Origin of the sequence: Thermococcus sp. (genome assembly GCF_027012695.1) — an archaeon.
GTDB lineage: Archaea > Methanobacteriota_B > Thermococci > Thermococcales > Thermococcaceae > Thermococcus.
The window spans coordinates 22940-29739 of the sequence record NZ_JALUYR010000007.1 but is presented as its reverse complement, the minus strand read 5'-3'; the positions used below and the strand labels follow the sequence as shown (position 1 = coordinate 29739).

Annotated in this window: 4 protein-coding genes and 1 pseudogene; 2 read left to right on the top strand and 3 right to left on the bottom strand. The window is 52.6% G+C overall.

Going from position 1 to position 6800, the window contains the following annotated elements; genetic code table 11:
• A pseudogene (locus tag MV985_RS00505) lies at positions 1-301 on the bottom strand (class I SAM-dependent methyltransferase); the annotation flags it as partial.
• Positions 302-630: 329 nt separating this feature from the next.
• Here MV985_RS00505 and MV985_RS00500 point away from each other — a divergent pair.
• The gene (locus MV985_RS00500; RefSeq protein ID WP_297458003.1) at positions 631-1806 is read left to right on the top strand and encodes a hypothetical protein; all 1176 of its coding nucleotides are present in this window, start codon (positions 631-633) and stop codon (positions 1804-1806) included.
• 132 nt (positions 1807-1938) lie between these two features.
• Here the strand turns inward: MV985_RS00500 and leuS are convergent, their stop codons facing one another.
• Positions 1939-4839, bottom strand: a complete 2901-nt coding sequence (gene leuS, locus MV985_RS00495) for a leucine--tRNA ligase (RefSeq protein ID WP_297458002.1) — start codon at positions 4837-4839, stop codon at positions 1939-1941.
• Between the two features lie 159 nt (positions 4840-4998).
• Positions 4999-6075, bottom strand: coding sequence for a Xaa-Pro peptidase family protein (locus MV985_RS00490; RefSeq protein ID WP_297458015.1), 1077 nt, complete (start codon positions 6073-6075; stop codon positions 4999-5001).
• Between the two features lie 127 nt (positions 6076-6202).
• Between MV985_RS00490 and MV985_RS00485 the strand changes: the two genes are divergently transcribed.
• Entirely contained in the window at positions 6203-6787 is a 585-nt protein-coding gene (locus tag MV985_RS00485; RefSeq protein WP_297458001.1) for a 50S ribosomal protein L15e, read from the top strand.
• Positions 6788-6800: the final 13 nt, after the last annotated feature.

The window sequence follows — 6800 nt, the reverse complement described above, 5'->3', positions numbered from 1 at the left end:
TTATCCGGTGCTTGACGCCGGTGACTGAAGTTACCTCCTCGAAAAAGCGCCACCTTGATCTATCAATCGCCACAACGCGGCCGGTTTCGCCGACGAGATAGGCGAGTGGAACCGTCGTTAAGGCATGTGCCCCGCACCCGATTTCAAGGATGTTCATTCCTTCCCTTATCGGCGCTAACTGGAGAACACGGAAGCGTTCGAGCATCTCAATGTGGAGCCAGTCAGGAGGCAGAGGGGACTCGTTTCTTGGGGGAATTTTTGAGAGAACTTCGTTTTCAAATGCTTTCTCGTCAAAAGACATGGACGACACCGAGAAAGGCTAAAGAGCTTTTCTTTAAGGAGCTTTCGGAGAAAAGGTTTTATAAGGTGGTGATGAATTAATGATCAGATGGAGATTCTTCCTTAGATGCTCTTCTTGTGCTGTTAGTGACGTTCTGGTCAATTGCATCACCATGCAACTCCTTTACTCAGGCTTCTTTCGAACTGTTTTAAACGGAAAATCCATATTAGAACGAATCTATACTCGAAAAAAAAGGAGGAATTTTTACTTAAAATCTTAAAATAAAAGGAAGAACTTATAAGGGAAAGTTGCACAATTAGTATTGCAGACAACATATGGGGGCGTATCATGTGAAGTGGAAGCCATTGTTTGCAGTCCTGCTGGGACTGCTGATGGTTGAGGGCATAGTCTTTGCAGGCACATTTCAGAATAACATAGTTGAGTCTCCCTCTAAAGACCAGCCTCCCATTTCACCAATTTCGAAAAAAGAAATCATTATAAAAATGTTTGTCGGGAAATCAGGTACACGCACAGCAGAGCAGTTCCTTCAGAAGTATTGGGACAAACTAACGCTTAGATTAAACCTGGAGGAATTCAAGGATTGTACCTTTGTGGGAATAGCGCTCAAACCCCTGCCAGGGGGTATGTACTCTCCGCTCTATTACTTTGGCACGGAAGGTTCTGGGTATGCTGATCCACAGGTTCTGAGGGAGTCCTTCATCATCGAGGCCACCCGTTTTGCAAATCTACCACGGGAAATGAAAGGGGCGCTTGGGGAGGAACCTCCCAGGGAATGGAATTCAATAGGGCGTATCAGTACAGTAACGACATCCAGGGAGATAACCACATGGCGGGGCGAGAGGGTTACTGTATATAACAAGTTTGGAGCCGATTTCTGGGTGGCGGAGGCCAGAATGGGGTATTACTACTATGTGTACATGAGTCACGAGGCAAAAGTTCCCAGTGAAAGGGATTTTCCGAAGGACTTCAGGGTAGCAGTAAAAGAAGTTCGGGAGAGGGCCACTATTCTAAACCCCTTACCAGATAGTGCATATTTTGGGATTGGAAGCTTTAAACCAGAGGGTAGTGGCTCTTCGTCTGAACCTACAGTTACGTGGGGTTTAAATGTTGATATCGATACTACCGGGCTCCCAAACGCTGGGGCAGGATTTAGTGAAACCTACACTAAAGGACTTGCCTTCAAATGGTATACTGACGACATCGACGCCAACAGGGACATCGAGTTCCAGTTTTATGACTTAAAGAAACGAGCTTGGCTGGGAAGTTCACCTGCGTGGGGTCAAATATTCATAACACATCCGGTAGTGGTCCCCTTTGTAAGGAAGGAGACACCTTTCCATATGGTTGAGCTGAGGCTGAGGGCCGAAGCAGACTTCGTGTATGAGGAAGATGTTCCCGTCTGTGGAGGACACGGTTGTTGGGTTTCCCATCAGAGGCACTCTGTTCGGGCTCCGCCAGTTGAGTTCACCGTTGAGATGTACCCCTGGTTTATAAATAGAAAGTAGGGCCTTTACTTCTATAATATCCTTTATTTTTTGTTCGAAGAAGAACTAAGTGCAATGCTGAATGAAGATATACTATCCGCTTTACTATAGATGTTTGAATTGTAATAGAGAAAAACCGATAAAGAAAGGGTCTCATTCCACGTAAACAGCGGGCTTCAGTGGCATCGCCTGCCTCTTCTTTCCTCCCCTGTCCTCCTCGGGGTTGATGATTATCTCGAGGCCGAGTTCCTTCTCCATGAAGTCCTTGGCTTCCCTGAGGGCCTTCTCCTCGTCGATGCGCTTCACGTCGAAGGCGCGCTCCTTGATGAGTCTCTGGATGAGCTTGCTTACCTCCTTGCCGTGCTTCCTCATCTCCTGCTCTTTCATCAGCTCGGCCATCGCGCTCTTGAAGTCCCTCTTCTCTGCCACAACTTCAACGACGCGCCACTTCCACTCAGGGGCGGTGTAGATGTAGGCCCTCTTCGCGTCTTCGAGCTTGGCGACCCTTATTATCTCCTTGATGTCCTCGATGACGGACTGGACGAACTGCTCTTCAGCCTCCACCGTCTCGTTCCACCACTCGTCAACGGGTTCAGGCCACTTCGCCAGGCTGACGAAGCCCTCTCCGCCGAGCTTCTCCCACAGTTCCTCGCTTATGTGGGGTGTGAAGGGCGCCATGAGCCTGACCCAGTTTTCTGCCAGCTTTCTCAATACGTAGCGCTTCGCCTTGTCGTCCCTGCCCTCTGTTCTGCGCATGTACCAGCGGAGGTCGTTTAAAACCGTGTAGAAGGCCCATTGAACTGCCGTCCTCGTTCTGAACTCCTCAAGGGCCTTCGTTGCTCCCTCGATGGCTTTATTTAAGCGGTGAAGCATCCAGCGGTCGATGTCCTTAAGCCCAACGCCGTCCTTGGCCTCATAGCTTGCGAACTCGCTTATCAGCTCGTAGAACCTCTCGACCTGCCTGCGGAGTTTTCCTACCTCCTTCCTGCGCCAGTCGAAATCGCTGTCGTGCTCCGCCAATCCCATTATGTAGAGCCTTACCACATCGGCACCGTTCTCCTCGATTGCGTCGATGAAATTCAGCACGTTGCCCTTGCTCTTGCTCATCTTCTGTCCTTCCAGCGTTCCGAAGCCGTTGACAGCTATTCCCCTCGGCCAGTGTTCTCTCCTGAATATCGCGGTGTGGTTGAAGATGAAGAACGTCAGGTGGTTCGGGATGAGGTCTTTGGCCGAGCAGCGCCAGTCGAGCGGGTACCAGTACTCGAACTCCTCCTTCATCTCGCGAATCGTCTCCGCTGGGATTCCGGTCTTCTCCTCAAGCTCTTTCTCGCGCTCCTCGCTGAAGGGCTCGAGGTAGATGTAATCAAAAAACTCTCTCGTGAGCTTCTCTGGATTGAGCTTGCCCTCCTTCCTCAGCCGGTTGATGTGCCTGCTTATGGTGTAGTAGGCCATGTATATCGTTGAATCGCTCAGGCTCTCGATGACCCACTCCGGGTCCCAGGGCAGGGGCGTTCCCAACCCAACTTTCCTCGCGCAGGCCTTTTTGTCGAGCCAGTCTATTACCGCCTCGAACTGTGCCCTTCTGCTCTCCGGGTAAATCGTCATGTTTGCTAAAGCCTCTCTCGCCTTCTCCTTCCACTCGGGGTTACCGTAGTCGATGAACCACTGGTCGTGGATTATCTTGATGACCGCCTGGTTTCCAAAGCGGCTTATGACGGGCTTCTCTGCGAACTCGTACATTATCTCGGCTATTCCCTTTTCCATCAGTTCTTTCGCGATGAGATCCTTCGCCTCCTGGACGGGCTTGCCAGCGTAGGGATCTACCTTGAAGACGCCCTTGTGGTACTCGGCCTTGTAGATGTTCTTGGTCGCCTCCTCGAGCTTCTCCTTATCTTTCTGGCTCTTCACGCCGAGTCTCTCGACCTCCTCGACCGCCGGGAACTCACCATAGCCCTCGAGCTCAATCAGCGATATGTAGGTTATGTCCTCCAGAACGCGCGGGTCGATGTCGTACTTGAGGAGAATCTCGGTTTCCTTCTTCAGGTCCTCAAGGGCAACGTGGTCGAAAGGAGCGTGAGCGGGAACGCTCATAACCACTCCAGTCGCGTTGTCCGGGTCCACGAACTCTGCCGGCAGGATTATGACATCGTCACCGGTCACCGGGTTCTTCACGTATTTGCCGATGAGCCTCTCGCCCTTGAACTCCTCTATGACCTCTATCTCCCTGTCCTGGAAGGAGAGCTTGTATGCCGCTTCCTTGCTGACTATCCAGGTCTCTTCCTTCTCACCGCGCTTGACCTTCGCCTTGACATAGATCGCATTGGGGTTCATCCACATATTGGTGACGCCGTAGACAGTCTCGGGTCTGAGGGTCGCGGCGGGGAGGTATATAACTTCGCCGTTCTCCTCGAGAATGAACTTGATTATGACGTACTCCAGGATTTGAACGTCCTCGCCCTCCATTATGTCGTGGTCTCCGAGGGGAGTGCCAACGACGGGGTCCCAGCGAACTCTATGGGCACCCTTAACGACTAATCCGAGGTCCTTCAACGTCCAGAACTGCCACTCTATGAACTTGCTGAAGGGCGGGAACAGCGAAGTCGTGTGGAATTCCCTGCTCCAGTCAACGCTAAAGCCGGCCCTTATGAAGGTCTCCTTTGCGGCCTTCATGAAGTACTTAACTATCTCCTTCGGGTCCTCGAACTTCCAGAGTATCTCCTCCGGAACCTTGTAGACGTCGCGGTAGATGTGTATCGTCTTGGGGTCGCGGTTCTTTATCCTCTCGGCGATACCGACTATCGGCGCTCCGGTGATGTGCCATCCCATAGGGAAGAGCACGTTGTAGCCCTGCATTCTCTTAAAGCGCGCTATAACGTCTGGAATCGTGTAGGTTCTCGCGTGGCCGACGTGGAGGTGGCCCGAAAGATATGGAAAGGCTACCGTTATGTAAAACTTTTTATCCTTGGGCTTGGCTTTTCTGTCGGGTTCGAAGATTCTCTCCTCTAACCAGCGCTTCTGCCACTTCTCCTCAATGGCCTTGAAGTCTACTTTCATCTCCAAAACCTCCCTTTGTCTTTAATTTTCCCAGAAGAGAGTCACGAATAGGGGGGTTATCGGTGAAATCAGGCATTTGAGCGCCAGCGGAGAAGACACTCCCCCCTCATTGGCATCGCTTCTGGTAACGGAATTGGGTATTTAAGGTTTTTGGCTTGATTAAAGAATAACCAGCTCCCTCTCCGCCCTTGTCAGCCTCTTCCCCCTTCCATCAATCACCGCCACGTCGTCCTCTATCCTAGCTCCTCCAAGACCAGGTAGATAGATGCCTGGCTCTATCGTGAAGGTCATGCCGTTTTCGAGAATAACTTCCCCGTCCGGCCCTATGTAGGGTTCCTCGTGCACATCCAAGCCGAGACCGTGCCCGGTCCTGTGGGTGAAGTACTCACCGTAGCCTGCCGCCGAAATCACCTCTCGTGCGGCGGCGTCAACTTCCTTCGCCTTTACCCCTGCTCTAACTGTCCTGTAAGCTTTCTCCTGGGCATCCTTGACGACCTCGTATATCTCGACCAGCTTTTCGTTCGGCTTTCCTAAAGCGATAGTCCGCGTTATGTCCGAGTAGTAGCCCTTCCACTTCGCCCCGTAGTCGAGGATAACGAGGTCGCCCTTTCTCAGCCTTCTCTTTCCTGGGGCGTGGTGCGGATTGGCGGCGTTCTCCCCGCTCGCCACGATAGGTTCGAAGGATATTCCGTCGGAAAGCTCCCTTATCCTGAGTTCTATCTTCAAGGCCAGCTCGCTCTCGCGCATTCCCAGGAGATCCCAGCTTAAAAGCTCTTCAAAAACGCGATCAACGACTTTGGCGGAGTGCTTCATGTGGGTAATTTCCTTCGCGTCCTTTCTCATGCGCAGCTCCCTGATGACAGAGCTGAGCGGGTGGAACTCAAAGCCGCGGTTCCCTATGCGCAGGATGTTGATGAGCCAGTCCGCCCTCATCGTGTTCTCGACGAGCAGTTTTCCGGATGAAAGCTCGAATTCCGCGAGAATCCAGGCGAGCTTCTCGTAGGGATTCTCTCCGTCGCGCCAGAAGATAGCTGGGAGGTTTCTCATGACGTTCTCGTAGAGGCTCGGCGCTAGGAGGCGGTAGTCCCCGTCGGCGCTCACAACCAGAACGGTCAACCTCTCACCGGCCTCGTGGATCTGCAGTCCGGTGAGGTAGTACAGGTTCGTTCCGGGGCTTATCAGAGCACCTTCAAAACCGCGCTCTTTCATGAGGGAGATGAACTTATCAAGGCGCATGTGCTTCACCGTAACGACTACCCCGCAACCCTTAAAAACTCAACCTCCAACCTCGGCCGACTGGGCGGGGTCAACCCGCGGGATGTTCCCGTAAGGGAGAACCACAAACATGGAAGGGGTGAACCAGATGGGAATGTACAAGTATATTAGGGAAGCTTGGAAGAGCCCGAAGAAGAGCTACGTCGGGGAGCTCCTCAAGAAGAGGATGATCCAGTGGAGGAGGGACCCCGTCGTTAAGAGGGTTGAGAGACCGACCAGACTCGATAGAGCGAGGAACCTTGGCTACCAGGCCAAGCAGGGCTACGTTATCGTCCGCGTCCGCGTGAAAAGGGGCGGCAGGAAGAGGCCCAGGTGGCGGGGCGGCAGAAAACCGAGCAAAATGGGTATGGTGAAATATTCACCAAAGAAGAGCCTCCAGTGGATAGCTGAGGAGAAGGCAGCAAGGAAGTACCCGAACCTCGAGGTCCTCAACAGTTACTGGGTCGGCGAGGACGGTATGTACAAGTGGTTCGAGGTCATAATGGTCGATCCGCACCACCCGGTCATAAAGAGCGACCCGAAGATCAACTGGATAGCCGGAAAGGCTCACAAGGGTAGGGTCTTTAGAGGACTCACCGGCGCGGGTAAAAAGGGCCGTGGCCTGAGGAACAGGGGCAAAGGAGCTGAAAAGGTCCGGCCCAGCATAAGGGCCCACGAGGGCAGGGGCAAGTGACCCCCTTCATTCT

Coding starts and splice junctions, on each gene's coding strand:
- leuS (WP_297458002.1), bottom strand. CDS start 4,839: ATGAAAGTAGACTTCAAGGCCATTGAGGAGAAGTGGCAGAAGCGCTGG.
- MV985_RS00490 (WP_297458015.1), bottom strand. CDS start 6,075: ATGCGCCTTGATAAGTTCATCTCCCTCATGAAAGAGCGCGGTTTTGAA.
- MV985_RS00485 (WP_297458001.1), top strand. CDS start 6,203: ATGGGAATGTACAAGTATATTAGGGAAGCTTGGAAGAGCCCGAAGAAG.